Genomic DNA, 23,447 nt, shown 5'->3' with positions numbered 1-23,447 from the left:
CCCGTTCCCGCCCGGTCCGCGGGCAGCCTTTTTGTTTTAGGAAAAGCACATGAACACCGAAGGAGTCCTGGTTCCCATCGTCACCCCCTTCGCGGCGGACGGCCGCGTCGACGCCGACGCGCTGCGCCGGCTGGTGGAGCGCTTCATCGAGGCCGGCGTCGCCGGCATCGTGGCCTGCGGCACCACGGGCGAATACTATGCGCTGGAGGACGAGGAACGCGAGCTCGTGCTGAGCACGGTGGCCGAGGCCGCGCGCGGCCGCGTGACGGCGATCGCCGGCATCAACGCCCTGTCCACGACCCAGGCCATCCGCAACGCGCACCAGGCCGAGGCGCTGGGCTACGACGGCCTGATGCTGTCCACGCCGCCCTACAGCCTGCCCGAGCAGGCCGGCATCGCGCAGCACTTCCGCACGGTCGCGCAGGCCACGCAGCTGCCCATCATCATGTACGACTTCCCGGCGCGGGTGGGCGTGCAGATCGCCGTGGACACGGTGATCGAACTCGCGCGCATCCCCAACATCGTCGGCATCAAGGAAAGCAGCGGCAGCTTCAACCGCGCCCTGGCCCTGATCCAGGCCGGCATCCCGGATTTCCAGATCATCAGCGGCTCCGACGACATGGCGGCCGACTTCCTGTTCTGGGGCGTGCGCAGCTGGATCAGCGGCGGCGCCAACGTCTTCCCGGCCGAGCAGGCCGCGATGGTCAAGGCCGCGGGCGAAGGCCGCTGGGATGAGGTGCGCCGCCTGATGAGCGCCATGTATCCCGTGATCCAGTCCATGGAATCCGGCGACTACAACCAGAAGGCCAAGCTCGGCTGCCGCCGCCACGGCATCGAGGCCGGCCCGGTGCGCCTGCCGCTGGCGCCGCTGCCGGAACAGGACGAACGCGCCTTCCTGGCGCTGCTGGACGCCTACCAGGGCTGAGGAGACCGCCATGCCGCAAACCAAGGAACAGATTTTCGCCCAGGCCCGCGCGGGCAGCCTGTGGGCCGGACACCTGATCCCCGGCCACGACGTGCCGGGCGTCCGGATGGACAACACCACGCCGATCGACAACAGCGTGATCGGCGCCCTGGAATCGGGCACCGCCGCCGACGTGGACCTGGCGGTGCGCGTGGCGCGCGCCAGCTTCAAGTCCGGCGAATGGTCGCAGCGCGCCCCCGCGGAACGCAAGCGCGTGCTGCTGGCCTGGGCCGAGCTGATGGAGGCCCACGCCGAGGAACTGGCGGCGCTGGACTGCATCGACGCCGGCAAGCCGATCACCGAATGCCTGAACACGGACCTGCCGGCCACGCTGGACACCTTCCGCTGGTACGCCGAAGCCATCGACAAGTGCTTCGGCCGCATCGCCCCGACCGGGCCGGCCGCCACGGGCCTGATCGTCAAGGAGCCCATCGGCGTGGTGGGGGCCGTGCTGCCCTGGAACTTCCCCGCCCAGATGTACGCCTGGAAGGTCGCGCCCGCGCTGGCGGCCGGCAATTCGGTCATCGTCAAGCCGGCCGAGCTCACTTCCCTGAGCGCCTACCGCATGACCCAGCTGGCCCACGAGGCCGGCGTCCCGGCCGCCGCGCTGCAGCTGGTGACCGGCCTGGGCGAGGAAGTCGGCCAGGCGCTCGGCCGCCACATGGACGTGGACGTGGTGTCCTTCACCGGCTCCACCGAGGTCGGCCGCTATTTCCTGAAATACTCGGCCGAGAGCAACCTGAAGGAGATCGTCCTGGAATGCGGCGGCAAGAGCCCGCAGGTGATCTTCGAGGACGCGGACCTGGACGGACTGGTGGACCACGTGCTGGCCGCCGCCTTCTGGAACATGGGCGAGAACTGCAGCTGCGGCTCGCGCCTGATCGTCCAGGCGGGCGTCAAGGACGCCGTACTGGACCGCCTGCGCGCCCGCCTGTCGGACTGGAAGGTCGGCCTGCCCACGGACGAGTCCGTGCAGATCGGCCCCATGGTCGAGCGCGCGCACTTCGACAAGGTGCGCGGTTTCCTGGAAGGCGCGGCGGCCGAGGGCGCGCGCCTGGCGCACGGCGGCCGCATCCATGCGGAGCTGGGCAGCGGCTGGTACGTCGAACCGACCATCTTCGACGGCGTCACGCGCGAATCGCGCCTGTTCCGCGAAGAGGTCTTCGGCCCCATCCTGGCCGTGTCCACCTTCGAGACCGAGGCCGAGGCCATCGAACTGGCCAACGACAGCAACTACGGCCTGGCCGCGTCCCTGTACACCCGCGACGTGGGCCGCGCCCAGCGCGTGGCGCGCGCCATCCAGGCGGGCACGGTGTCGGTCAACGGCTTCTCGGAAGGCGACATCACCACCCCGTTCGGCGGCTACAAGCAGTCCGGCTTCGGCGGCCGCGACAACGGCCTGGAGGCCCTGGACCAGTACCAGCAGGTCAAGACGATCTGGTATGTGAACTGAGGATGAAAAAGGCGCCGTAAGGCGCCTTTTTCATCCTTCGATGACGGTGTGGGTGAATTCCGTCAGATAGTCCATCAGCGCGTCCGCGCCGGCGATGGCGCGGTCCGGGTCGTTGGCGTGGATGCCCTCGGCCAGCATCAGGTGGCAGCGGGCGCCGCGTTCCAGGTCGCCTTCGTGCTGGTAGGCGTACCAGAAGCGCCGGCACTGGATGATCATCGGGATGATGGCCTGCACCGCGTAGGGATTGCGGCTGGCCTCGTGGGTCACGCGGTCCAGCGCCTGGTCGGCCCGCATGTAGCCTTCCAGGTCGCCGCGGCGCGCGGCCTCCGTCATGTCGTGCGCGCATTGCAGCAGCGCGGCGCGCTGCCCCGCCGTGGCGCGGCGCGCCGCCGATCCGGCGATCAGGCGTTCCAGCACCCGCCGCGTCTCGATCAGGATCAGGTGCTCCGCGATGCGGATCTCGCTCACGCGCAGCCCGCGCCGCGGCTGCTGCTCGATCAGGCCGCTGGCGATCAGCCGCATCAGGGCTTCGCGGATGGGCGTGCGGCCCAGGCCGGTCATCTGGATCAGGTCGCTTTCCACGATGGGCTGGTTGGGTTCCAGCTGCAGCGTGGCGATCATCTGCTCGATGCGGTCGTAGGCCGCCTCGGTGGCGCGGATCTTGACGGTGGGGGATGCGGATGTCATGGAATCAGGACTGCGGTTCGATGCCCCAGCGGAAGGGGTCGTCGTCCTGCAGGATCAGGGTGGTTTCGCCGCTGATGTGGGCGCGCCCGCGCAGAGTCGGGACGACCTCGCCGTCCTCGCCCGGCTCGTAGCTGGCCTCGAACTGACTGCCAATGATACTGGACTGGCGCCAGACCTGCCCCGGCGCGAGCTTGCCGTCGGCGGCCAGGCAGGCGAGCTTGGCGCTGGTGCCGGTGCCGCAGGGCGAGCGGTCGTAGGCCTTGCCGGGACACAGCACGAAGTTGCGGCTGTCGGCGTCCTCGTCGGCGCCGAAGAGCTCGATGTGGTCGATGCGCGCGTCGCCGCGCCCGCGGATGCCCTGGGCGTCCAGGGCCTGGCAGATGGCCCAGGCGTATTCCGTCAGCGCGGCCCGGTCCGCGCCGGGCACCACGCGGTCGGGGGCGTCCACCAGGAAGAACCAGTTGCCGCCCCAGGCGATGTCGCCGCGCACGGTGCCGTGGCCGGGGACGTCCACGGCGACCGCCTTGCGGTGGCGGTAGGCGGGGACGTTGCGCACGCCGACCGAGCCGTCCTCGTGCAGCGTGGCGGTGACGGTGCCCACCGGGGTCTCGATGCGGTGCTCGCCCGGCTCGATGCGGTCCAGCCAGGCGAGCGAGGCCAGCAGGCCGATGGTGCCGTGGCCGCACATGCCCAGGTAGCCGGTGTTGTTGAAGAAGATCACGCCGGCCGTGGCGGCGGGATCCACGGGCGCGCACAGCAGGGCGCCGACCAGCACGTCGCTGCCGCGCGGCTCCAGGATCACGGTCTTGCGCCAGGCGTCGTGCCGCTCGGCCAGCAGCCGGCGGCGTTCGGCCATGGAGCCGCCGCCCAGGTCGGGAAAGCCGTCGAGCACCAGCCGGGTGGGCTCTCCGCCGGTGTGGGAATCCAGGATGGCGATGCGATGCATGATGTGTCCTCAGAAGAAGCGTTCCGGCCGGTAGGGGGCGGGATCGATGGCCGTGGGCTGGCCGCCGATCAGGTCGCGGATCAGGCGGGCGGTGGCCGCCGACTGCGTCAAGCCCAGGTGGCCGTGGCCGAAGGCGTAGAAGATGTCCGGATGGCGCCGCGCGCGGCCGATCACCGGCAGCGAGTCGGGCAGGCTGGGCCGGAAGCCCATCCACTGCTCGCCGCCCTCGGTGCGCAGCGCCGGCAGGAAGGCCTTGGCCTTGTCCAGCATGGCCTGGGCGCGGCGATAGTCGGGCGGGCGTTCCAGGCCGCCCAGCTCGACGGCGCCGCCCACGCGGATGCCGCAGGCGAGGGGCGAGACCACGAAGCCGTGGTCGGAAAACGTGATCTGGCGGCGCAGGTCGAGCGCGTCCGGCGGCAGGGTCGTGTTGTAGCCGCGCTCGGTCTCCAGGGGGATGGGATCGCCCAGCGGACGGCTCAATTGGTGCGACCAGGCGCCGGCGGCGATCACCACCCGGCGCGCTTGCAGGGCGGTGCCGTCGTCCAGCAGCAGGCGCGCGCCCGCGGCGGCGGGCTCGACGGCGCGCACCTCGCGGCGCAGCAGCCGGGCGCCGAGCGCCTGCGCCCGCAGGCCGATGTCCACGGCCAGCGCCTGGGGGTCGTCCACGTTGCGCCAGCGGGGCACCAGCATGCCGTGGGTGAAGCGCGGCGCCAGGCCGGGCTGCAGTTCGGCCAGTTCGGCGCCCTGGACGGGGTGGCTTTCGATGCCGTGGGCCCGCCGCTGGCGGGCGGTTTCCCGGGCGGCGGCGAAGCGCTCGGCGCCCTCGTAGACTTCCAGCACGCCTTCGGTGCCCAGGTGGCGCTCCAGCCCCGTGCGGGCCAGCATGGCCAGCATTTCCCGTTCGGCCAGGCCGATCAGGGCGACCTGGGCCTGGATGTTGGCCCGGTAATGCGACGGCCAGCTGGCGCGCCACAGGCGCAGCAGCCAGGGCGCGATGCGCGGCAGGTAGGCGGGCGGCAGGCTGAGCGGCCCCAGCGGGTCGAACAGCCAGCGCACCGCCTTGCGGATGATGCGCGGCGAGGCCAGCGGCAGGATTTCGGCGAAGGCCAGGGCGCCCGCGTTGCCCCGGCTGGCGCCGCTGGCCGGGTCGTTGCGTTCGACCACGACGACGTCGTGCCCGGCTTCGCGCAGGTACAGGGCGCAGCTCAGGCCGATGATGCCGCCGCCCACGATGGCGACGTCACAGGAGGAAGCGTTCATGATGGTTGCCGGTCAGGACCCCGCATGGGTCCGATACCGGGGATGATTTCACAGACGCGGTAAATATTCAACCAATATATTTACACGGGCCGGGTGTTCATTCCATGCCCCAGCGGCGGGCGAGGACGGCGCGTTCCAGGGAGACGATGTACTGCTGGATGGCGACCTGGCGGTTGTCCGGCAGGTTGAAGTAGCGGCAGGCGACCTGGTGCTGCGGCTTGCCGTTGTCCTGCATCAGGTGGGTGGACCGCAGCACGCGCAGGGCGACGTCCAGTTCGCCGGCGGCGGGCAGTTCCAGCGTGCATTCGTCGAAGATCGTGCCCACGGGCGTCTGGGTGAGGAGATTGTCCCGGTCCACCAGCTGCAGGCCGCCGGCGCTGATGTCGGCGATGCGGAAGCGGGCCTTGCCCGAGGGCAGCGAGGCGTCCTCGATGAGGCAGTGGGCGGGACTGCTGGCCGGCACGTCCACCCGGAAGAACTCGCGCCGCTGGACCCGCCGCAGCTGGGTGGGCCAGGCCATCGAGAGGGCGGGCTTGCCGTCGTGCATGGCGGGGCTGACCGGCCCCGAGAATTCGATCATCACGCGCGCCAGCGAACCTTGCAGGCGCACGGCCTCGGCGCGCAGCAGCTGGGTGTTGATCTGCTCCTCGGAGGCGGTGTCCAGCAGCAGCGTGCCGCTCTTCGGATCGACGTCGAGCAGCGTGGAGATGATCGAGACCGCCTTGCCGGGAATGTCCAGACGCACCAGCACGCGCTGGCTGAGCAGGCCCTGCAGGATGGAATTGATTTCGAGTGATTGCGATACCAGACAGGGATCGTCTTCCTGGAAGGGCATGGTCGTGGGCTGCGCCTAGAGTGCGACAAGGATGAATTCTAAACGATAGGGTCCCGGAAGACGGCGTTCCGGGAATGCGGGAAAGCCCGCATGCGCGGGCCTTCCCGGGAGGACGAGGACCCCTATTCGAGGGCCTTGACCATGTCCTCCAGGACCTTCTTGGCGTCGCCGAACACCATCATGGTCTTGTCCATGTAGAACAGCTCGTTGTCCAGGCCGGCGTAGCCCGCCGCCATCGAGCGCTTGTTGACGATCACGGTGCGCGCCTTGTAGGCCTCCAGGATCGGCATCCCCGCGATGGGCGAATTCGGGTCGGTCTTGGCCGCCGGGTTGACCACGTCGTTGGCGCCCAGCACCAGCACCACGTCGGTCTGGCCGAATTCGCCGTTGATGTCGTCCATCTCGAACACCTGGTCGTAGGGGACCTCGGCCTCGGCCAGCAGCACGTTCATGTGCCCCGGCATGCGCCCGGCCACCGGGTGGATGGCGTATTTCACCGTCACGCCCTGGGCCGAGAGCTTGGCGGCCAGTTCCTTGAGCGCGTGCTGGGCGCGCGCCACGGCCAGGCCGTAGCCCGGCACGATGGTGACGGTCTCGGCGTTGCTCATGAGGAAGGCGGCGTCGTCCGGGCTGCCGGACTTGACGCTGCGCTGGACCTGGTCCGCGGTGCCCGCGGCGGACGGCTCGGCGCCGAAGCCGCCCAGGATCACGTTGAAGAACGACCGGTTCATCGCCTTGCACATGATGTAGGACAGGATCGCGCCGGAGGAGCCCACCAGCGAGCCGGCGATGATCAGCATCGGGTTGTTCAGCGAGAAGCCGATGCCCGCCGCCGCCCAGCCCGAGTAGCTGTTCAGCATGGAGATCACCACCGGCATGTCGGCCCCGCCGATCGGGATGATGATCAGCACGCCCAGCAGGAAGGCGATGGCCGTCATGAGGATGAAGGGCAGCCAGGCTTGCGTCGCCATGAACCAGAAGCCGCAGGCGAGCATCAGGACCGCCAGCAGCAGGTTCAGCATGTGCTGGCCGGGGAAGACCACCGGCGCGCCCTGGAACAGGCGGAACTTGTACTTGCCCGACAGCTTGCCGAAGGCGATCACCGAACCGGAGAAGGTGATGGCGCCGACGAAAGTGCCGATGAACAGTTCCAGCCGGTTGCCGACCGGGATCGGCGCGCCGACGGCCGCGATGCCGAAGGCGTGCGGCTCGGCCACGACCGCCGTGGCGATGGCCACGGCCGCCAGGCCGATCATGCTGTGCATGAAGGCGATCAGCTCCGGCATCTTGGTCATCTGGACCTTGCGCGCCAGCACGGTGCCGATGGCGCCGCCGACCAGCAGGCCGAGGACCACGCGTCCCAGGCCGGCGGCGGTGGCGCCGTCGCGCGCCAGGCCGACGATGAGCGCCGCCGTGGTCACGATGGCGATCGCCATGCCGATCATGCCGAAGGCGTTGCCCCGCCGCGAGGTGGTGGGGTGGGACAGGCCCTTGAGCGCCTGGATGAAGCAGACCGAGGCGACGAGGTAGAGCAGGGTGACGAGGTTGGCCGAGATCATGCCTGGCCTCCCTTGCGTTCCTTCTTCTTGAACATCTCCAGCATGCGCTGGGTGACCAGGAAGCCGCCGAAGACGTTGACCGCGGCCAGGGCCACGGCGAACACGCCCATCGACTGGGCCAGGCCGCCGTCGGTCAGGCCGGTCGCCAGCATGGCGCCGACGATGACGATGGCCGAGATGGCGTTGGTGACGGCCATCAGCGGGGTGTGCAGGGCCGGGGTCACGTTCCAGACCACGTGAAAGCCCACGTAGACGGCGAGCACGAAGATGATGATGTTGATCAGGGTGGGGTTGACGGCTTCCATCAGGCGCTCCTCAGGACCTGGCCGTCCTTGCAGACCAGGCAGGCTTTGACGATGTCGTCGTCCGCGGGGAGGACGAAGCGGCCCTCGGCGTCGATGACGAGTTTCAGGAAATCGAGCACGTTGCGCGCGTACAGCGCGGAGGCGTCGGTCGCCAGCAGGGCGGGCAGGTTGGCCAGCCCGACCAGGGTGACGCCGTCGCGCTCGACGACCTCGCCCGGCACCGACAGCGGGCAGTTGCCGCCGCGCTCCACGGCCAGGTCGACGATGACCGAGCCCGGCTTCATGGCGGCGACCGTGTCCGGCTGGATCAGGGTCGGCGCCGGGCGCCCGGGGATCAGGGCCGTGGTGATGACGATGTCGGCCTGCTTGCAGCGCTCGGCCACCAGGGCGGCCTGGCGCGCCATCCACGCGGCCGGCATGGGCCGGGCGTAGCCGCCGACGCCTTCGGCGATCTCGCGTTCCTCGTCGGTCTCGTAGGGCACGTCGATGAACTTGCCGCCCAGCGACTCGACCTGCTCGCGCGCGGCGGGGCGCACGTCCGAGGCTTCCACCACGGCGCCCAGGCGGCGCGCGGTGGCGATGGCCTGCAGGCCGGCCACGCCCGCGCCCAGCACGACCACGCGGGCCGCCTTCAGGGTGCCGGCGGCGGTCATCATCATGGGGAAGATGCGGCCGTAGTACTGGGTGGCCAGCAGCACGGCCTTGTAGCCGGCCAGGTTGGCCTGGGACGAGAGCACGTCCAGGCTTTGCGCGCGGGTGGTGCGCGGCGCGGCCTCCAGGGCGAAGGCCGTCAGGCCCGCGCCCGCCAGGGCCTGCAGGCCGTCCCGGTCGAAGGGATCGAGCATGCCGAGCAGCACGGCGCCGGATTTCATGCGCGCCAGTTCGGCCGCGTCGGGGCGGCGCACCTTCAGGACCAGCTCGGCGCCCAGGGCGGCGCCGGCGTCGGCCAGTTCGGCGCCCGCTTTTTCGTAGTCGGCGTCGGGATGGCGGGCGGCCGTGCCGGCGCCGCGCTCGACCAGCACCCGATGGCCGGCCTGGGCCAGCTTCTTGACGGTTTCGGGCGTGGCGGCGACCCGGGTCTCGCCGGGCAGGGTTTCACGGGGGATGCCTACCTGCATGGCGGCCTCCCGGCGGGGATGTGGCAGTCTTGCTGCATGGGGTTTTCCTTGATGTCTTGAGGGTTTCAGGCGGAACGCGGGGCCGGGATCAGCGGCTGGCGTCCAGCGCCTGGCGCAGATCGTCGAGGATGTCGTCGATGTGCTCGATGCCGATGGACAGGCGGATCATGTCTTCGCCGACTCCGGCTCGGGCGAGTTCTTCGGGGCTGAGCTGGCGGTGCGTGGTCGAGGCCGGATGGCAGGCCAGGGATTTCGCGTCGCCGATGTTGACCAGCCGCAGGATCAGTTGCAGGGCATCGATGAAGCGGGCGCCGGCGGCGCGGCCCCCCTGGATGCCGAAGGACAGGATGCTGGCGGGCAGCCCGCCCATGTATTTTTGCGCCAGCGCGTGCTCGGGATGGTCCGGCAGGCCGGCGTAGTTCACCCAGGCGACCTGGGGGTGGTCCCGCAGGAAGCGCGCCACGGCCAGGGCGTTGGCGCAGTGGCGTTCCATGCGCAGGGCCAGGGTCTCGATGCCCTGCAGCACCAGGAAGGAATTGAAGGGCGAGATCGCGCCGCCGGTGTTGCGCAGCGGCACGACGCGGCAGCGGCCGATGAAGGCGGCCGGCCCGAAGGCTTCCGTGTAGACCACGCCGTGGTAGGACGGGTCCGGCTCGTTCAGCATGGGGAAGCGGTCGCGGTGCTCGGCCCAGGGAAATCTGCCGCTGTCCACGACGGCCCCGGCGATGCTGGTGCCGTGTCCCCCCATGTACTTGGTCAGGGCGTGCACGACGATGTCGGCGCCCCATTCGATGGGGCGGCACAGGGCGGGCGAGGCGACCGTGTTGTCCACGATCAGCGGCACGCCGTGGCGGTGCGCGGCCTCGGCCAGCGCCTGGATGTCGATGATGTTGCCCGCCGGGTTGCCGACGGATTCGCAGAACACCGCGCGGGTGCGCTCGTCGATCAGGGCCTCCAGGGCGGCGACGTCGTCGTGGGGTGCGAAGCGGACTTCCAGGCCCTGGCGCGGGAAGGTGTGGGCGAACAGGTTGTAGGTGCCGCCGTAGAGCTTGCTGGTGGAGACGATGTTGTCGCCCGCCTGCGCCAGGGTCTGGATGGCGTAGGTGATGGCCGTCATGCCCGAGGCCACGGCCAGCGCGGCCACCCCGCCTTCCAGGGCGGCGACGCGCTCTTCCAGGACGGCGGTGGTGGGGTTCATGATGCGGGTGTAGATGTTGCCCGCCACCTTCAGGTCGAACAGGTCCGCGCCGTGCTGGGTGTCGTCGAACGCGTACGAGGTGGTCTGGTAGATCGGCACGGCGACGGCCTTGGTCGTGGGGTCCGGGGAGTAGCCGGCGTGGATGGCCAGGGTCTCGAAACGGCGGGTCATGGGGAAGTCTCCTCTGAACTGCGTGTTTATGGGGCGATCGACCATCGTACCGGCGAATGCCGTTGCAGCATAAGGTCTATGGCCCTATTTTCATATAGCGTCGTGTCATATAAAGTCCTGTGCATTCTTCTACGAAATGCAATGTGGTGCAATAGAATGCGCCCGGGCGCCGCAAACGGCCGTGCCGCGCGCGGGCATGGGTTAGCATTTCGTTTGCCGTGCGGCATGTGCGGGCGGCGAGGATCGATGAGGCGGGTCAGAATGCGGGTTGCGATATGAATGTCTGGTTGAAGCGGGTGCTGTTCAGCCTGGTCGTGGCGCTGCTGCTGGCGGTGGTCGGGCTGGCGATCTTCCTGCTGACCTTCAATCCGAACGCCTACAAGTCCAGGCTGGAATCCTTCGTGTTCGAGCGCACCGCGCGCACGCTGACCATCGGCGGCGACATCGGCCTGTCGCTGTTCCCCCGCATCGGCCTGTCCGTCAGCGACGTGTCCCTGTCCGAACGCGACGCTCCGGACACCTTCGTCTCCGTCGACAGCGCCCGCTTCGCGGTGGCGATCTGGCCGCTGCTGTCCAACCGCCTGGTGGTGGACCACGTGGCCGTCACCGGCCTGAAGGCCTATGTCGTGCGGGACGCCCAGGGCCGCTTCAATTTCAGCGACCTGCTGGATGCCCGGACGGCGTCGGCGGCCGCCGCCATGCCCGCGCCCATGGCCGCCGCGGCGGCGGTGTCCGGCGCCGGATCGGACTTCAACATCGACATCGCCGGCCTGGAGCTGAAGTCCGGCCGGGTCCAGTACGTCGACCAGCGCGACGGCCTGTCCACGGTCTTCGACCAGATCGAGGCGAACACCGGCCGGGTCACCTACGACCAGCCGTTCGACGTGTCCCTGAAGGCCGCGATCACGGGCAACGATCCGGTGCAGAACGCCCAGCTCCAGGCGCAGGCGCTGCTGCGCCTGAACCCGGCCGTGCGCGGCTATTCGGCGCAGAAGATCAACGTGCAGCTGAGCGGACGTCTGGGCAATCTGGACCAGTCGCAGGCCACGCTGCGGGGCAACCTGGCCTACGACGGCGAGGCCCGCCATTTTTCCGCCGACAACCTGGAGCTGGCCCTGAACGGCAACATCGTCGGCGCCCATCCGATCCAGGGGCTGAAGGCCAGCCTGACGGCCGCGCAGCTGCGCCTGGACCAGCGCAACACCGCGCTCAAGATCGACAAGCTCGCCCTGCGCGCCGTGGGCCAGGACCGCAAGCGCGCGCTGGACCTGGCCCTGGACGCGCCGGCCCTGGCGATTTCGCCCGATTCCGCCCAGGCCGATCCCGTGACCGGCACCCTGAAATGGACCGGCGACGACACGCTGGCCGTCTCGCTCGGCCTGGAAGGGCTGTCGGGCAACGCCAACGAATGGCAGTTCCGCGCCGCCAGCCTGGACGGCGCGCTGACCCAGGGCGAACGCCTGCTGCACCTGAAGCTGACCTCGCCGCTGGCCTGGAACATGTCCCTGCGCAAGGGCGCCCTGAACGCCATCAAGGGCGACATGGGCGTGCGCGACCGGGCGCTGCCCTCCGGCAGCTATGAATTCCCCATGATCGGCAGCGTGCACCTGGACCTGGTGCAGGACCTGCTGTCGGCGGACCTGAGCGCCGTGATCGACGGCGGGCAGGCCGTCTTCAAGTCCCAGACCACGGGGCTGACCGCGCCCCAGCCCCAGACCCGCTTCACCCTCAATACGGAAAAGCTCGATCTGAACCGCTGGCTGCCCGTGCCGCCGTCCGCCGGCGCCGCGGCCAAGCCGGCCAGCGGCGGCAAGGAGGCCCCGAAGGACAAGGCGGCGGACAAGGCGCCGGAGCAGGCCGCCGCCGCGCCGCCGCCCGCGCCTGCGCCCACGCCCGTCGACCTGTCCTTCCTGCGGGGGCTGGACATCGAAGGCGACGTGAAGATCGGCGACCTGCGGGTGCGCAACGTGCAGTTGACGGGCGTGGGCCTGCAGGCGCGCGTCCAGAAGGGCGCGCTGGCCGTCTCCAGGCTCGCGGCCGGCCTGTACGAAGGCACGCTCACGGGCCAGTTCAACGCCGCGGCCGACCAGACCTTCGGCCTGAAGCTGAACCTGGACAAGATCGCCGTGGCGCCCCTGATCCAGGCCGCGGCGGGCATGAGCCTGCTGTCGGGGCGCGGCGCGGCGCAGATCGATCTGCGCGCCCAGGGCGCCACGGTGGACGAACTGCAGCGCTCGCTGGCGGGCCGGGTGGCCCTGCAGGTGCGCGACGGCGCGGTGCAGGGCGTGGACGCCGCGCGTACCCTGGCGGAGGTGGCGGCGGCGCTGGGCAACGTCCTGAAGGGGCGCCTGGACGCCGTGGCCTCGCCGTTCGACAGCCGCCGCAGCACCGCCTTCAGCAGCCTGGATGCCCGCCTCGATCTCAAGGACGGCCAGGGCACCCTGTCGAAGCTGTCCCTGGTGTCCGACCTGGTGAAGCTGTCCGAGGGCAAGCCGGCGCGCATCGACGTGCCCGGCCGCACCCTGGACCTGGTCCTGCAGGCCCAGGTGGCGGCGCGGCTGCCCAAGGGCCTGGATGCCGCGCTGACGCCGCTGCTGGGCTCGACCATCCCCATCCGCATCCGCGGCGCCTGGGATCGTCCCGAGTACGACGTGGACTGGTCCAACATCCGCAATCCGTCCATCCAGCGCGCCCTGAAATCGGGGCTGATGGACCTGCTCCAGGGCCGGGACCTGATCGATCAGGCCCTGCCGGCGCCCGAGCCGGAGGCGGCCGGCGCCGCCCCCCGGAATTCCGCCGCGCCGGCCGCCGGCGCCGATCCGGTGGAGCGCATCGGCAAGGCCCTCAAGGGCCTGCTGGGACAATGAGAGACACGAGGAAAGCACACGCGATGACGACCGAGACCGTTTTTCAGCCGATCGCCGGGGGGGCCGCCCTGGCGGACGAGGCCGCCAGGCCCTACGACCGCCGCTGGCTGGTGGTCGACGACCGGGACGGCTGGCTGGATGCCGTCCGCGCACCGGGCCTGGCGGGCCTGGAAATCAGCCTGCGCTTCGGCTACCTGGTGCTGCGCGCGGCCGGCATGCTGCGCCTGGACGTGCCGCTGGACGTGATCGAGGACGACGACAGCGTCGAGCGCACCGCGCGGATCGGCGGCCGCGCCGTCCGGGTGGTGGACGAGGGCGAGCTGGCCGCGGCCTGGTTTTCCCAGTGGCTGGGCCAGCCCTGCCGGCTGGTGAAGGTGCATCCGGACGCCGGGCCGGTGAGCTGGCCCGGCTAGGCTTCATTTCCCGTTGGCCGCGTCCTGCGCTTCCCGCAGGACCTTCGCCTTGGCGTGCAGCCAGCGCTCCACCGACGGAAACACGAACTTGCTGACGTCCCCGCCCAGGATGGCGATTTCACGCACGATGGTGCCGGAGATGAACTGGTACTGGTCCGACGGGGTCATGAACAGGGTCTCGACCTCGGGCAGCAGGTGGCGGTTCATACCGGCCATCTGGAATTCGTACTCGAAGTCCGACACGGCGCGCAGGCCGCGCACGATGACGCGGGCGTCCTGCTCGCGCACGAAATCCTTGAGCAGGCCGCCGAAGCTGCGCACCCGCACGTTGGGGTAATGCCCCAGGACCTCCTCGGCGATCTCCAGGCGTTCCTGGAGGGTGAAGAACGGCCGTTTGTTCTGGCTGTGGGCCACGCCCACGACGACCTGGTCGAACAGGCTGGCCGCCCGTCGCACGAGGTCCTCGTGTCCACGGGTGAGCGGGTCGAAAGTGCCCGGGTAGACGGCGGTGATCATGCGGTCTCCGTATAGGTTGACGGAATCGGTATGCGGATCCAGGGGTTCCCGGGTGCCGGACGCGCGGGCGGCCGTTCAGAGTGTCCCCAAACGTTCATTATTCATATTTTTTTGCGTTGCAGCAAATCGTATCAATCCGTAGTGCACCTGGCCCGCCCGCCCCTGGCGCAGCAGTTCCCATTCCCGCGGCGGCGCGCAGGCGGCCTCCGATTCCAGGTACACCAGCCCGCCCGGCAGCACGGCCCGGTCCAGCAGGGGCCACAGCCGCGCCAGCCAGCCCGCGCCGAAGGGCGGATCGAGCATCACCAGGTCGTAGGAAGGGGCCTGCTGGCCGCGCAGGAAGGCGCAGGCGTCGCCCGCGTGGATGCGGATGGCGGGCGCCTTCAGGCGCGCCTGGACGGCCCGCAGGCCGGCCAGCGCGGCCGGCGCCTGCTCGACCAGCTGGGCGGTCTCCACGCCCCGCGACGCGGCCTCGAAGCCCAGCGCCCCGCTGCCGGCGAACAGGTCCAGCACCCGGCGCCCGGCGAACGTGCCGCCCCAGAAATGCGCCAGCCAGTTGAACAGGGTCTCGCGCACGCGGTCGGGCGTCGGGCGCAGGTGATCGCCGTCGGGGACGGAAATGGGCGTGCGGCGGTAGGCACCGCCTACAATACGGATCTGGTGTTTCTTCATGCGCGGTCCGCTGGGTCCGTGCCGGGCCTTGGCCGGATCGTTTTCAGTGTAAAGCCTATGTTCAGTTTCTTTAAACGCAAGAAGGCGCCCGCGCCGCAGGAAGCGGCGCCCGGGCGGGACGAAGCCCTCGGCGCCGCCGCATCCCCGGACGCGCCGGAAGTGGCGCCGGTCGCGCCGACCGAACTGCCCGACACCTGGCCGGCGGATGCCGGCGGGCTGCCCGAAACCGGCGCCGATGCGCCCGCGCACGAGGCGCCGGCCGCGGCGGCCGAGCCCGTGTCCGAGTTCGTTTCGGGCGCCGGGCCGGCGCCCGCCGCGGCGCCCGTCCAGCCCCCCGACGCCTGGTCGGACCGGCCGGACGAGACCGCCGATCCCCTGGTCCGGCTGGACCGCGCGGCCAGCGCCGAGGCGGCCGTGCCCGCGTCCTCGGGCTCCTGGCTGGGCCGGCTGCGGCGCGGCCTGTCGCGCACCGGCCAGAGCCTGGGCGGCCTGTTCACCGGGGTCAAGGTCGATGAGGCCCTGTTCGAGGAACTGGAAACCGCGCTCATCATGGCCGACGCCGGCGTCGAGGCCACGGAAAAGCTGCTGGAGCAGCTGCGCGCGCGCGTGCGGCGCCAGCGCATCGAGCGGCCCGAGGCCGTGCGCGCCGCGCTGCGCGACATCCTGGCCGAGCACCTGAAGGTCCTGGAAAAGCCCTTCGTCGTGGGCGAGGCCGCGCCCATGGTGGTCATGATCGCGGGGGTCAATGGCGCGGGCAAGACCACCTCCATCGGCAAGCTCGCCCATGCCCTGCGGGAACGCCAGGCCTCGGTGCTGCTGGCGGCCGGCGACACCTTCCGCGCGGCGGCGCGCGAGCAGCTCGTGGCCTGGGGCGCGCGCAACGGCGTCACCGTCATCGCCCAGGAAGGCGGCGATCCGGCGGCCGTGGCCTTCGACGCGGTCAACGCCGGGCGCGCGCGTTCGGCGGACGTGGTGCTGGTCGATACCGCCGGCCGGCTGCCGACCCAGCTGCACCTGATGGAAGAACTGAAGAAGATCAAGCGCGTCATCGGCAAGGCCGATCCGGCGGCGCCCCACGAGATCCTGCTGGTGGTGGATGGCAACACCGGCCAGAACGCGCTCGCGCAGATCCGCGCCTTCGACGCCGCGCTGGGCCTGACCGGCCTGGTCGTCACCAAGCTCGACGGCACGGCCAAGGGCGGGACGCTGGCGGCGGTGGCGGCGGGCAGCCAGGGCGTGCGGCCGGTGCCCGTGTACTGGATCGGCGTGGGCGAGGGCATGCAGGACCTGCAGCCCTTCGTCGCGGCGGAGTTCGCCGACGCGCTGCTGGGCGGACCCGAGACCGACAGGGCCTGAGGCACGGGCTAAAATGCCCGCATTCCGTTTCCATTCGACAGGTATGGCATGAACATGGCATCCGGCGCGGCATCGAACGAGCCGCCCTTCGATATTTCCCCGGTCCAGGAGATCGTGAACGAGCTGCGGGCCGGCCACATGGTCATCCTGGTGGACGAGGAAGACCGCGAGAACGAGGGCGACCTGGTCCTGGCGGCGGATTTCGTCACGCCCGACGCGATCAATTTCATGGTGACCCACGCGCGCGGCCTGGTCTGCCTGACGCTGACCCACGAACGCTGCGCCCAGCTGCAGCTGCCGCTGATGGCCAACCAGAACGGCACGCGCTACGGCACCAATTTCACCGTCTCCATCGAAGCCGCCGAGGGCGTGGGCACCGGCATTTCCGCCGCCGACCGCGCCCGCACCATCCAGGCGGCCGTGGCGCGCGACGCCCGGCCGGCCGACCTGGTCCAGCCCGGCCACATCTTCCCGGTGCGCGCCGTCCAGGGCGGCGTGCTGGTGCGCGCGGGCCACACCGAAGCCGGCTGCGACCTCACCGCCATGGCGGGCCTGACGCCGGCCGCCGTGATCTGCGAGATCCTCAAGCCCGACGGCAGCATGGCGCGCCTGCCGGACCTGATGGTCTTCGCCCGCGAGCACGGACTGAAGATCGGCACCATCGCCGACCTGATCCAGTACCGCAGCGAGCACGAATCCATGATCGAGCGCCTGGTCGAGCGGCCGGTGAAGACGCCCTGGGGTTCGTTCCAGGCGGTGGCCTACCGGGACCGCGCCTCGAACGCGCCGCACCTGGCGCTGGTGCACGGCGACATCCGCCCCGACCAGGAAGCCCTGGTGCGTGTGCACGAGCCCGCCAGCGTGCTGGACCTGCTGTGCGAAGGCGCCACCCGCCACAGCTGGACCATTCCCCAGGCCCTGGGCGCCATCGCGGCCTCGCCCAGCGGCGTGCTGGTGCTGTTGAACTGCCATGGCGACGCCGATCTGCTGTTCGCCCAGTTCGATGCCTGGGCGCGCAGCGGCGACGCCCAGGCCGGGCGGCCGGCCACCGACGGCGAACGCCACGGCCTGCGCACCTTCGGCATCGGCGCGCAGATCCTGCGCGACCTCGGCGTGGGCCAGGCCCGGCTGCTGGCGCGGCCGCGCAAAATGCCCAGCATGGCAGGGTTCTCCCTGACCATTACGGGTTACCATAACGAACCCGGCGTATCCGACGCCGCGACCTGATCAAGGAATCGCGACCATGAACCCTTACGTGATGACTCCCGACATGAACGGGGAGGGCCTGCATATCGGCATCGTGCGCGCCCGGTTCAACGAGGAAATCGGCCAGGCCGAACTGCAGACCTGCCTGGACGAGCTGGCCGCCCTGGGCGTGGACGAGCGCGACGTCATGGTGGTGTCCGTGCCCGGCGCGCTGGAATTGGGCGTGACCCTGGCCCAGATGGCCGAAACCTTTGAATTCGACGCCCTGATCGCCCTGGGCGCGGTAATCCGCGGCGAAACCTACCACTTCGAGATCGTCAGCAACGAATCGGCGTCGGCCATCAGCCGCATCGCGCTGGAAACCGGGATCCCGGTCGCCAACGGCGTGCTCACCACCGACACCGACGAGCAGGCCCAGGCCCGCGCGGCCGACAAGGGCCGCGACTGCGCCCGCGCCGCCGTCGAGATGGCCAATCTGGTGGCCGCCCTGGAGCCCGAATCGGACGACGACGAAGACGAGGACGACGACTTCGACGACGAGGACGAGGACGAAGAGGACGTGGATGACTGAGTCCAAGCCCGCGCGCGCCGGCGGCCGCGCCAATGCCCGCAGCGCGCGCCGTCTGGCGCGCGAATTCGCGCTGCAGGGCGTGTACGCCTGGCTGCTGCGCGGCGGCGCCGATCTGGCCGAGCTGGGCGAGATCGACGCCCACGTGCGCGATGGCGAAGACTTCGACCAGGCCGACGCCCAGTGGTACCAGACCCTGCTGCAGGGGGCGGCCGGCCAGGCCGCCGCGCTGCGCGAGCGCTTCGTGCCCTACATCGACCGGCCCCTGGCGGAGCTGTCCCCCATCGAGCACGCCGTGCTGCTGATCGGCAGCTTCGAGCTCGTCCAGCACGTCGAAGTCCCCTACCGCGTCGCCATCAACGAGGCCGTCGAGCTGGCCAAGTCCTTCGGCGGCACGGACGGCTACCGCTTCGTCAACGGCGTGCTCGACAAGCTCGCGGCCGAAGTCCGCGCTCCCGAGGTCCAGGCGACGGCGCGCCGCTGATGCGGCACGGGGCGGGCTTATGCAGGCGGATGGCGAATTCGACCTGATCGCACGCTATTTCAAGCGGCCCGCGCCGGACCGGATGCTGGGCGTGGGCGACGACTGCGCCCTCATGCCGCTCTCGTCGGGCTGCGAACTGGCCGTCAGCACCGACATGCTGGTCGAGGGCCGGCATTTCCTGCCCGACGCGGACCCGGCCTCCCTGGGCCACAAGGCCCTGGCGGTCAACCTGTCCGACCTGGCCGCCATGGGCGCCCGGCCGCTGGCCTGCACGCTGGCGCTGTCGCTGCCCGCCGTCGACCACGCCTGGCTGGCGGCCTTCTCCGAAGGCTTCCACGCCCTGGCCCGCGAATCCCATTGTCCGCTGGTGGGCGGCGACACCACCCGCGGCGACGCGGTGGTGCTCAGCATCACGGTGCTGGGCGAAGTCCGCCGCTCGCACGCCCTGCGCCGCGACGCGGCCCGCGTCGGCGACGACGTCTGGGTGTCCGGCACGCTGGGCGCGGCCGACCTGGCCCTGCGCCTGCTGCTGGGCCGCTTGCCCCCCGATCCCGAGCGCCTGCGGGCCGTCCGGCCCGCCCTGGACCGCCCCATGCCGCGCCTGAAACTGGGCCGCTACCTGGCCGGCGTGGCCCATGCCGCCATCGACGTGTCCGACGGCCTGCTGCAGGATTTCGGCCATATCCTGCAGGCCAGCCATTGCGGCGGCGAACTGTGGCTCGACGCCTTGCCGGCGCATCCGGCGCTGGCCGGGCTGGACGAGACCCTGCGCCGCGAGGCCCTGCTGGCCGGCGGCGACGCCTACGAACTGTGCTTCACCGCCCGGCCCCTGTGGCGCGAGCAGATCGAGGTCCTGGGGCGCCAGCTGAACGTGCCGGTGACCCGGGTGGGCAGGCTGGTGCGCGGCGAGGGCGTGCGCGTGCTGGACGGCGCCGGCCAGGCCGTGCCGGTGGCGCGCCGGGGCTTCGACCATTTTGCCGAGCCGTGCGGAGACCTCGCATGACAGACCCCGACGATCCGAAGCACACGGGCCGGGATGCGGGCCGGCATGCGGGCCCCGAGCGGCCCATCCTGCGCCCCTCCGCCGCCTGGGTCTTCGCCCGGCCCGAGCGGATCCTGGGCTTCGGCCTGGGCTCGGGCCTGATCCATCCGGCGCCGGGCACCTGGGGCACGCTGATGGGCTGGCTGCTGTGGGCGGTCCTGCTGCGCGGCCTGTCCGACGGCTGGATGATCCTGATCCTGCTGCTGTCCTTCGGGATCGGCTGCTGGGCGGCCCAGCGCTGCGGCGATGCCCTGGGCGTGCCGGACCATGGCGGCATCAACTGGGACGAGATCGTCGCCATCTGGCTGGTGCTGTGGCTGATGCCGCACGGCTTCTGGGCCCAGGCCGTCTCGGTGGCGCTGTTCCGCTTCTTCGACATCGTCAAACCGCCGCCGGTCGGCCTGCTCGACCGGCGCTTCAAGAACGGCTTCGGGGTCATGATCGACGACATCGTCGCGGCCCTGTATGCCTTGCTGGCGGGGGCGCTGCTCGTCCGCCTGGGAGTGTTGTCATGAACGAACGCGAGACGCGCGTCCTGGCGGGCGAAGTGGGCGCCGCCCTGCGCGCCGCCGGCTGGCTGTGCGCCACGGCGGAATCCTGCACCGGCGGGCTGCTGGCGGGCGCCATCACGTCCTGCCCCGGCTCCAGCCTGTGGTTCGAGCGCGGCTTCGTCACCTACAGCAATGCCGCCAAGATCGAGCAGCTGCGGGTGTCGTCCGACACCCTGGAACGCTTCGGCGCCGTCAGCGAGGAAACCGCCATGGAAATGGCCGGCGGCGTGCTGGCGGCGGTGCCCCAGGCCCACCTGGCCCTGTCCACCACCGGCATCGCCGGGCCGGGCGGCGCCACCCCCGGCAAGCCGGTCGGCATGGTGTGCTTCGGCATCGCGCGCCGCACCGGCGCCGGGATCGTCACCCGCGCCCTCACCCAGGTCTTCGAGGGCGACCGCGAGGCCGTGCGCGCCGCGGCGGTGCGCCGCGCCCTGCAGGCGGCGCTGGTGGAACTGGGGAAGACCTGAGCCTGGGTCAGGCTGCGGCCTGCATGACCATGTCGATATGGATGCGGTCGTAGGGGCAGCGCAGCGCACCCTTGGCGTCCTTTTCCAGCAGGCCGATATCGACCAGGATCTGGGTGTCGGTATGGACGCCTTTTACGTCGCGGCCTACTTTGCGCGCCAGTTCCCGAACCCCGACGGTTCCCTGGCCCAGCAGATCGCGCAGCAGCAGCCAGCGCCGCCCGTTCAGGTACGCAAAAAAGACGGCAGGGGTCTCGAAGTTCAAGGTTTCGCCTTGCGGTTGGCCCGTCGCAAGGCCGATGGCCGCTTTGTGCCCAGCGGTCCGCAGCACGGTCTTCCAGTCCGGGTCGATGGTAATCGTCAGTGTTCTGGGTGTCGTCATGGGGGACCTCTGATGATTTCTACTTCCGTGATGAAGTCCTTGATGAGCTGGTCGATTGTCGTGAATGGATAGTGCAGTTCCGCTTGCCCCAGATGCATGTGGTCACCCTTGCCGCGTTCGTTGTCGAATCCAACCAGGCGGCGGCCGTTCCGTGCATAGACCAGCCGGTACTTGAATCCGTGCGTCGAAGGCGGGACAGGTTCTGGGACGGACCAGACGGTCATTTGGATGATGCCGCCGGTTTCATCAAAGGATTTCTGGTTGACGATGAGTTTGGCTGTCATGTCGTTCCATGGCGTCAATCGTATCAAGTGCTGTTTGTTTTTACAACAGTGATCACCCTTCCAGTCTCATCGCGTGACATGTATTTTTGATGAGCGGCTGACACGGGCTCCCGATGGACAGGATAGTCAGGGCAGGCCCATGCCGGTGCGTCGCGGCATGGAAATGTCCATGAGGGAAAATGTGGTTGGACACCACAAGAATCCCCGTCAGCGAATCGTGATCGGGATTCTTCAAGCCAGCCGGGCGGGAAGAATAGGGGGCTGGTTGACCCGTTTCGCAGTAAGCTCGGGGGCTTCGTTGGATTGTGATTGTTTCTGGCGCGGGTGCGGGCCGCGCAGTGTACAGGTCGTCATAAGAAGGCTCATGCCATGGATTGTCTGGACCGGCCCATCCGGTATTTTCTGAAGATCGCGGAATTATCTTCGCTGTCGCGTGCAGCCGAAGACCTGGGCTTGAGCCAATCGGGCCTGAGCCGCAAGCTGGCATCCCTGGAAGCCCATCTGGGAAAACCGCTGTTTCTGCGCACTGGCAGGGGCATGGAGCTGACCGAGGCCGGCCGTAAGCTGGCCGAGGCCGCCTTGCCGGCCTATACGGCGATCGATGACATGCTGGTGCAACTGCGCGACAGGGAAGGCCTGACGCAAGGCAACTTGAGCATCGCCATTATCCATACCGTCGGCTATTACTTTGTGTCTGACCTGCTGTCGCGCTTTGTCGGCAAGCATTCCCAGGTCAACCTGACGGTTCTGGCGCGCAGTTCCCCCGAAGTCGTTGAACTGGTGGAAAAGGGCAAGGCTGACATCGGCCTGGTCTATGACTCGGCCGTGGCCAGCGACAGGCTGGAATCGACCCCGCTGCTCATGGACGAGATGTGTCTCATTGCACGCGCGCAGGATCTGCCTGATCAGGTGTCTGTGGACCTCGCTCGTTCGTCGTTGATGCTGGTGGGCTTTCCAGAGAACTATGCCTTGCGGCGCATGTTGAAAAGCGCTGGACTGGATGAGCGCGTGACCGTGGTGGCGGAAACGGTGGATGCCATGCTGCAGCTCAGCGCCACGGGTATCGGCGCTTGTGTGCTGCCGGCCAATATTCCGGCGCCACTGTTGCGAGACTATGGCCTGGTCAAGGTTCCTTTGCAGGCGCCTGGACTGCAACGCCTGGTGGTCGCCATCGTGCGCCACGATATCGCCGCCGGCAGCTTGGCGCGTCAGTTGCTGAACATGGCCAAGGCTATTTCCACAATGGCATAGCAAGTATTGGCATAGCTGGTATGACTTGAGGTTCATGGTCTTGGAACGGCCCCGTCCCTAGAATGATTCATGTCAATTAATCACACCACGGGGACGAATCATGACGGCAGTGCTTAGGGAAAAATCGTATTTTGATCAACGCGCTACACAAGAAATGCGCGAACATCTTCACCCCGTTCAGCGAACCCTCCAGGAAGACTTGGCCTATGCCTGTCGGATCCTGGCCGCAACCGGCCAGGAGGCCGGGCTGGCTGGGCAGATCAGTGCGCGCTCCGACACCCCGGGGGCCTACTGGACTTTGCGCTTCGGGTTAGGGTTTGACGAGGCCACGCCCAATGACTTTATCGAGGTCGGCGCTGACCTGGAAACCCTGTCGGGGCAGGGCATGGCCAATCCGGCGACCCGCTTTCACCTATGGATCTACAAGAGCCGGCCGGATGTCAATGCCATCATCCATACGCATTCTCCGTGGGTCAGCGCGCTGGTGGCCGCACGCCAGCCCCTGGTGGTGGCGCAAATGGACATGACGCCTTTTCACAATGACTGCGCGTTTTTGGCTGACTGGCCCGGGGTGCCCATCGCCGACCAGGAGGGCGTGCTGATTTCCGAGGCGCTCGGCGGCAAGCGTTCCATCATCCTGGCGCATCATGGCTATCTGACGACGGGCGGCACCATGGCCGAAGCCACCTACCTGTCGGTCTACCTGGAGCGCGCGGCCCGCATGCAGACCCGTGCCCGCGTCTACGGTGAGCTGACCCCCGTGCCGGACCATCTGGCGCAGGAGGCTCACGACTATCTGCTCAAGCCTTCGATCGTCAAGGGCACGTTCGACTACTGGTGCCGCCAGATCGACCGGTCCGCCGCCTGACTGGAAGTATCCATCTGAACGGGGCCT

General features: G+C 69.4%; 25 protein-coding genes. 13 read left to right on the top strand and 12 right to left on the bottom strand.

The window, feature by feature from the left end; genetic code table 11:
- Positions 1-49: 49 nt before the first annotated feature.
- On the top strand, positions 50-925 hold the full coding sequence (dapA, locus tag BN940_RS16645; protein ID WP_043684866.1) for a 4-hydroxy-tetrahydrodipicolinate synthase: 876 nt from the start codon (positions 50-52) through the stop codon (positions 923-925).
- A gap of 10 nt (positions 926-935) precedes the next feature.
- The gene (locus BN940_RS16640) at positions 936-2,417 is read left to right on the top strand and encodes an aldehyde dehydrogenase (protein WP_043684861.1); all 1,482 of its coding nucleotides are present in this window, start codon (positions 936-938) and stop codon (positions 2,415-2,417) included.
- A gap of 30 nt (positions 2,418-2,447) precedes the next feature.
- Here BN940_RS16640 and BN940_RS16635 read toward each other — a convergent pair whose 3' ends face one another.
- From BN940_RS16635 to BN940_RS16600, 8 genes are all read right to left on the bottom strand, one after another.
- The gene (locus tag BN940_RS16635) at positions 2,448-3,104 is read right to left on the bottom strand and encodes a GntR family transcriptional regulator (RefSeq protein ID WP_043684859.1); all 657 of its coding nucleotides are present in this window, start codon (positions 3,102-3,104) and stop codon (positions 2,448-2,450) included.
- A 4-nt stretch (positions 3,105-3,108) separates the two neighbouring features.
- Complete coding sequence (locus BN940_RS16630; RefSeq protein ID WP_043684856.1) at positions 3,109-4,050, bottom strand: 4-hydroxyproline epimerase; 942 nt, start codon at positions 4,048-4,050, stop codon at positions 3,109-3,111.
- Positions 4,051-4,059: 9 nt separating this feature from the next.
- Positions 4,060-5,310 (bottom strand): NAD(P)/FAD-dependent oxidoreductase, encoded by a 1,251-nt coding sequence (locus BN940_RS16625; RefSeq protein ID WP_043684853.1) that lies wholly within the window; start codon positions 5,308-5,310, stop codon positions 4,060-4,062.
- A gap of 97 nt (positions 5,311-5,407) precedes the next feature.
- A complete protein-coding gene (locus BN940_RS16620; RefSeq protein WP_043684850.1) occupies positions 5,408-6,145 on the bottom strand; it encodes a flagellar brake protein in 738 nt (245 codons plus the stop codon).
- A 122-nt stretch (positions 6,146-6,267) separates the two neighbouring features.
- Positions 6,268-7,704: an NAD(P)(+) transhydrogenase (Re/Si-specific) subunit beta gene (locus tag BN940_RS16615; protein ID WP_043684846.1), complete on the bottom strand. Its 1,437-nt coding sequence runs from the start codon at positions 7,702-7,704 to the stop codon at positions 6,268-6,270.
- A complete protein-coding gene (locus tag BN940_RS16610) occupies positions 7,701-8,009 on the bottom strand; it encodes an NAD(P) transhydrogenase subunit alpha part 2 (protein ID WP_043684843.1) in 309 nt (102 codons plus the stop codon). Before BN940_RS16610 ends, BN940_RS16615 begins: the two co-directional genes overlap by 4 nt.
- Complete coding sequence (locus tag BN940_RS16605) at positions 8,009-9,127, bottom strand: Re/Si-specific NAD(P)(+) transhydrogenase subunit alpha (RefSeq protein WP_043684841.1); 1,119 nt, start codon at positions 9,125-9,127, stop codon at positions 8,009-8,011. Before BN940_RS16605 ends, BN940_RS16610 begins: the two co-directional genes overlap by 1 nt.
- Before the next feature lie 88 nt (positions 9,128-9,215).
- On the bottom strand, positions 9,216-10,496 hold the full coding sequence (locus BN940_RS16600) for a bifunctional O-acetylhomoserine aminocarboxypropyltransferase/cysteine synthase (protein ID WP_043684838.1): 1,281 nt from the start codon (positions 10,494-10,496) through the stop codon (positions 9,216-9,218).
- A gap of 275 nt (positions 10,497-10,771) precedes the next feature.
- Between BN940_RS16600 and BN940_RS16595 the strand changes: the two genes are divergently transcribed.
- Positions 10,772-13,363 (top strand): AsmA family protein, encoded by a 2,592-nt coding sequence (locus tag BN940_RS16595; RefSeq protein WP_084330746.1) that lies wholly within the window; start codon positions 10,772-10,774, stop codon positions 13,361-13,363.
- 23 nt (positions 13,364-13,386) lie between these two features.
- Complete coding sequence (locus tag BN940_RS16590; RefSeq protein WP_043684835.1) at positions 13,387-13,776, top strand: MOSC N-terminal beta barrel domain-containing protein; 390 nt, start codon at positions 13,387-13,389, stop codon at positions 13,774-13,776.
- A 3-nt stretch (positions 13,777-13,779) separates the two neighbouring features.
- Here the strand turns inward: BN940_RS16590 and coaD are convergent, their stop codons facing one another.
- On the bottom strand, positions 13,780-14,292 hold the full coding sequence (coaD, locus tag BN940_RS16585) for a pantetheine-phosphate adenylyltransferase (protein WP_043684832.1): 513 nt from the start codon (positions 14,290-14,292) through the stop codon (positions 13,780-13,782).
- A gap of 75 nt (positions 14,293-14,367) precedes the next feature.
- On the bottom strand, positions 14,368-14,964 hold the full coding sequence (locus tag BN940_RS16580; RefSeq protein WP_043684829.1) for an RsmD family RNA methyltransferase: 597 nt from the start codon (positions 14,962-14,964) through the stop codon (positions 14,368-14,370).
- A 57-nt stretch (positions 14,965-15,021) separates the two neighbouring features.
- Between BN940_RS16580 and ftsY the strand changes: the two genes are divergently transcribed.
- The 7 genes from ftsY to BN940_RS16545 are packed head-to-tail and all read left to right on the top strand — an operon-like array spanning position 15,022 to position 20,638.
- The gene (gene ftsY / locus BN940_RS16575; protein ID WP_043684826.1) at positions 15,022-16,320 is read left to right on the top strand and encodes a signal recognition particle-docking protein FtsY; all 1,299 of its coding nucleotides are present in this window, start codon (positions 15,022-15,024) and stop codon (positions 16,318-16,320) included.
- A 48-nt stretch (positions 16,321-16,368) separates the two neighbouring features.
- Positions 16,369-17,547 carry a bifunctional 3,4-dihydroxy-2-butanone-4-phosphate synthase/GTP cyclohydrolase II gene (gene ribBA / locus BN940_RS16570; protein WP_052355974.1) on the top strand — a complete coding sequence of 393 codons (1,179 nt, stop codon included), beginning with the start codon at positions 16,369-16,371 and terminating at the stop codon, positions 17,545-17,547.
- 16 nt (positions 17,548-17,563) lie between these two features.
- Positions 17,564-18,097, top strand: a complete 534-nt coding sequence (gene ribH, locus BN940_RS16565) for a 6,7-dimethyl-8-ribityllumazine synthase (RefSeq protein ID WP_043684824.1) — start codon at positions 17,564-17,566, stop codon at positions 18,095-18,097.
- Complete coding sequence (gene nusB / locus BN940_RS16560) at positions 18,090-18,578, top strand: transcription antitermination factor NusB (RefSeq protein WP_043684822.1); 489 nt, start codon at positions 18,090-18,092, stop codon at positions 18,576-18,578. Before ribH ends, nusB begins: the two co-directional genes overlap by 8 nt.
- A gap of 19 nt (positions 18,579-18,597) precedes the next feature.
- Positions 18,598-19,581: a thiamine-phosphate kinase gene (thiL, locus tag BN940_RS16555; RefSeq protein WP_043684819.1), complete on the top strand. Its 984-nt coding sequence runs from the start codon at positions 18,598-18,600 to the stop codon at positions 19,579-19,581.
- Positions 19,578-20,135 (top strand): phosphatidylglycerophosphatase A family protein, encoded by a 558-nt coding sequence (locus BN940_RS16550; protein ID WP_084330745.1) that lies wholly within the window; start codon positions 19,578-19,580, stop codon positions 20,133-20,135. The genes thiL and BN940_RS16550 overlap by 4 nt, the downstream gene beginning before the upstream one ends.
- On the top strand, positions 20,132-20,638 hold the full coding sequence (locus BN940_RS16545) for a CinA family protein (RefSeq protein ID WP_043684816.1): 507 nt from the start codon (positions 20,132-20,134) through the stop codon (positions 20,636-20,638). The genes BN940_RS16550 and BN940_RS16545 overlap by 4 nt, the downstream gene beginning before the upstream one ends.
- A 7-nt stretch (positions 20,639-20,645) precedes the next feature.
- Here the strand turns inward: BN940_RS16545 and BN940_RS16540 are convergent, their stop codons facing one another.
- Positions 20,646-21,017 carry an HVO_A0114 family putative DNA-binding protein gene (locus BN940_RS16540; RefSeq protein ID WP_043684814.1) on the bottom strand — a complete coding sequence of 124 codons (372 nt, stop codon included), beginning with the start codon at positions 21,015-21,017 and terminating at the stop codon, positions 20,646-20,648.
- Positions 21,014-21,301 (bottom strand): toxin-antitoxin system TumE family protein, encoded by a 288-nt coding sequence (locus BN940_RS16535; protein ID WP_052355973.1) that lies wholly within the window; start codon positions 21,299-21,301, stop codon positions 21,014-21,016. The genes BN940_RS16540 and BN940_RS16535 overlap by 4 nt, the downstream gene beginning before the upstream one ends.
- Positions 21,302-21,670: 369 nt before the next feature.
- On the opposite strand from BN940_RS16535, the gene BN940_RS16530 reads away from it, so the two are divergent.
- A complete protein-coding gene (locus tag BN940_RS16530; protein ID WP_043684811.1) occupies positions 21,671-22,552 on the top strand; it encodes a LysR family transcriptional regulator in 882 nt (293 codons plus the stop codon).
- 100 nt (positions 22,553-22,652) lie between these two features.
- A complete protein-coding gene (locus BN940_RS16525; RefSeq protein WP_043684808.1) occupies positions 22,653-23,420 on the top strand; it encodes an aldolase in 768 nt (255 codons plus the stop codon).
- The last annotated feature ends 27 nt before the right edge of the window (positions 23,421-23,447 follow it).

The organism is Castellaniella defragrans 65Phen, assembly GCF_000612685.1.
Classification (GTDB): domain Bacteria; phylum Pseudomonadota; class Gammaproteobacteria; order Burkholderiales; family Burkholderiaceae_B; genus Castellaniella; species Castellaniella defragrans.
The sequence above is the reverse complement of the archived record's forward strand: the minus strand, read 5'-3'. Positions and strand labels throughout refer to the sequence as shown.

Excerpts from the sequence above, each read along its gene's own strand:
- BN940_RS16635 (WP_043684859.1), bottom strand. The coding sequence starts at position 3,104 with ATGACATCCGCATCCCCCACCGTCAAGATCCGCGCCACCGAGGCGGCC.
- BN940_RS16590 (WP_043684835.1), top strand. The coding sequence starts at position 13,387 with ATGACGACCGAGACCGTTTTTCAGCCGATCGCCGGGGGGGCCGCCCTG.
- BN940_RS16625 (WP_043684853.1), bottom strand. The coding sequence starts at position 5,310 with ATGAACGCTTCCTCCTGTGACGTCGCCATCGTGGGCGGCGGCATCATC.
- BN940_RS16545 (WP_043684816.1), top strand. The coding sequence starts at position 20,132 with ATGAACGAACGCGAGACGCGCGTCCTGGCGGGCGAAGTGGGCGCCGCC.
- BN940_RS16620 (WP_043684850.1), bottom strand. The coding sequence starts at position 6,145 with ATGCCCTTCCAGGAAGACGATCCCTGTCTGGTATCGCAATCACTCGAA.
- dapA (WP_043684866.1), top strand. The coding sequence starts at position 50 with ATGAACACCGAAGGAGTCCTGGTTCCCATCGTCACCCCCTTCGCGGCG.
- ftsY (WP_043684826.1), top strand. The coding sequence starts at position 15,022 with ATGTTCAGTTTCTTTAAACGCAAGAAGGCGCCCGCGCCGCAGGAAGCG.
- BN940_RS16525 (WP_043684808.1), top strand. The coding sequence starts at position 22,653 with ATGACGGCAGTGCTTAGGGAAAAATCGTATTTTGATCAACGCGCTACA.
- coaD (WP_043684832.1), bottom strand. The coding sequence starts at position 14,292 with ATGATCACCGCCGTCTACCCGGGCACTTTCGACCCGCTCACCCGTGGA.
- BN940_RS16605 (WP_043684841.1), bottom strand. The coding sequence starts at position 9,127 with ATGCAGGTAGGCATCCCCCGTGAAACCCTGCCCGGCGAGACCCGGGTC.
- BN940_RS16595 (WP_084330746.1), top strand. The coding sequence starts at position 10,772 with ATGAATGTCTGGTTGAAGCGGGTGCTGTTCAGCCTGGTCGTGGCGCTG.
- ribH (WP_043684824.1), top strand. The coding sequence starts at position 17,564 with ATGAACCCTTACGTGATGACTCCCGACATGAACGGGGAGGGCCTGCAT.
- BN940_RS16610 (WP_043684843.1), bottom strand. The coding sequence starts at position 8,009 with ATGGAAGCCGTCAACCCCACCCTGATCAACATCATCATCTTCGTGCTC.
- BN940_RS16580 (WP_043684829.1), bottom strand. The coding sequence starts at position 14,964 with ATGAAGAAACACCAGATCCGTATTGTAGGCGGTGCCTACCGCCGCACG.
- BN940_RS16550 (WP_084330745.1), top strand. The coding sequence starts at position 19,578 with ATGACAGACCCCGACGATCCGAAGCACACGGGCCGGGATGCGGGCCGG.
- BN940_RS16630 (WP_043684856.1), bottom strand. The coding sequence starts at position 4,050 with ATGCATCGCATCGCCATCCTGGATTCCCACACCGGCGGAGAGCCCACC.
- BN940_RS16540 (WP_043684814.1), bottom strand. The coding sequence starts at position 21,017 with ATGACGACACCCAGAACACTGACGATTACCATCGACCCGGACTGGAAG.
- BN940_RS16615 (WP_043684846.1), bottom strand. The coding sequence starts at position 7,704 with ATGATCTCGGCCAACCTCGTCACCCTGCTCTACCTCGTCGCCTCGGTC.
- BN940_RS16640 (WP_043684861.1), top strand. The coding sequence starts at position 936 with ATGCCGCAAACCAAGGAACAGATTTTCGCCCAGGCCCGCGCGGGCAGC.
- BN940_RS16600 (WP_043684838.1), bottom strand. The coding sequence starts at position 10,496 with ATGACCCGCCGTTTCGAGACCCTGGCCATCCACGCCGGCTACTCCCCG.
- ribBA (WP_052355974.1), top strand. The coding sequence starts at position 16,369 with ATGAACATGGCATCCGGCGCGGCATCGAACGAGCCGCCCTTCGATATT.
- BN940_RS16530 (WP_043684811.1), top strand. The coding sequence starts at position 21,671 with ATGGATTGTCTGGACCGGCCCATCCGGTATTTTCTGAAGATCGCGGAA.
- thiL (WP_043684819.1), top strand. The coding sequence starts at position 18,598 with ATGCAGGCGGATGGCGAATTCGACCTGATCGCACGCTATTTCAAGCGG.
- nusB (WP_043684822.1), top strand. The coding sequence starts at position 18,090 with ATGACTGAGTCCAAGCCCGCGCGCGCCGGCGGCCGCGCCAATGCCCGC.
- BN940_RS16535 (WP_052355973.1), bottom strand. The coding sequence starts at position 21,301 with ATGACAGCCAAACTCATCGTCAACCAGAAATCCTTTGATGAAACCGGC.